This is a genomic window from Pseudomonas sp. YuFO20 (assembly GCF_035064975.1).
GTDB classification, from domain to species: Bacteria; Pseudomonadota; Gammaproteobacteria; order Pseudomonadales; family Pseudomonadaceae; genus Aquipseudomonas; species Aquipseudomonas putida_AE.
The window spans coordinates 1-592 of record NZ_JAXDEO010000159.1 but is presented as its reverse complement, the minus strand read 5'-3'; the positions used below and the strand labels follow the sequence as shown (position 1 = coordinate 592).

Genomic DNA, 592 nt, shown 5'->3' with positions numbered 1-592 from the left:
ATACCGCCGCCAAGCATGGCGTGTTGGGCCTGACGCGCTCGGCGGCGCTGGAGTTCGCCACGCGCGGCGTGCGCATCAACGCCGTCGGGCCGGGCTATGTGGAGACGCCGGCGATGAGGAAACTGCCGGCGTCGGCGCGGGCGCAGATGGCCGCTTCGCACCCGATGGGGAGAATGGCGACGCGGGAAGAGGTGGCGAAAACGGTGGCTTTCCTGCTCTCGGACGACAGCAGTTTCACCACCGGCGCGTTTTACAGCATCGACGGCGGTTATACCGCGCGCTGAGCCAGCGCCTGCAACCAACTGAGAAACGCCGCTGCGCCGGGTTTTTCCAGCGTGCGCGGCGGGTAAACCACGTAGTAGGGTTTGCTGAGCGACAGCGCCGGTTCGGCCAGGGTGACCAACTGGCCTGCCGCCAGTTCACGGCCGATCAGCCGCCGCTGGCCGAGCAGCACCCCGCGCCCTTGCACGGCGGCGTCGATGGCCAGCGAGGTTAGGTTATAGGTCAGCCCGCGCCGCGCCGGCGGCATTCGATCGGCGGCGGTGAACCACTCGTGCCAGCCCGGCAGAAACTGGCTCTCCTTGCCCCAGTC

2 protein-coding genes are annotated in these 592 nt (G+C 68.4%); one reads left to right on the top strand and one right to left on the bottom strand.

Features of this window, described 5'->3' with window-relative positions; genetic code table 11:
- A partial coding sequence (locus SOP85_RS31070) for an SDR family NAD(P)-dependent oxidoreductase (RefSeq protein ID WP_323629416.1) occupies window positions 1–284 on the top strand: 284 nt, incomplete at its 5' end.
- On the opposite strand, the gene SOP85_RS31065 is transcribed toward SOP85_RS31070, so the two are convergent.
- A partial coding sequence (locus SOP85_RS31065) for a LysR substrate-binding domain-containing protein (RefSeq protein WP_323629415.1) occupies window positions 269–592 on the bottom strand: 324 nt, incomplete at its 5' end. The genes SOP85_RS31070 and SOP85_RS31065 overlap by 16 nt on opposite strands.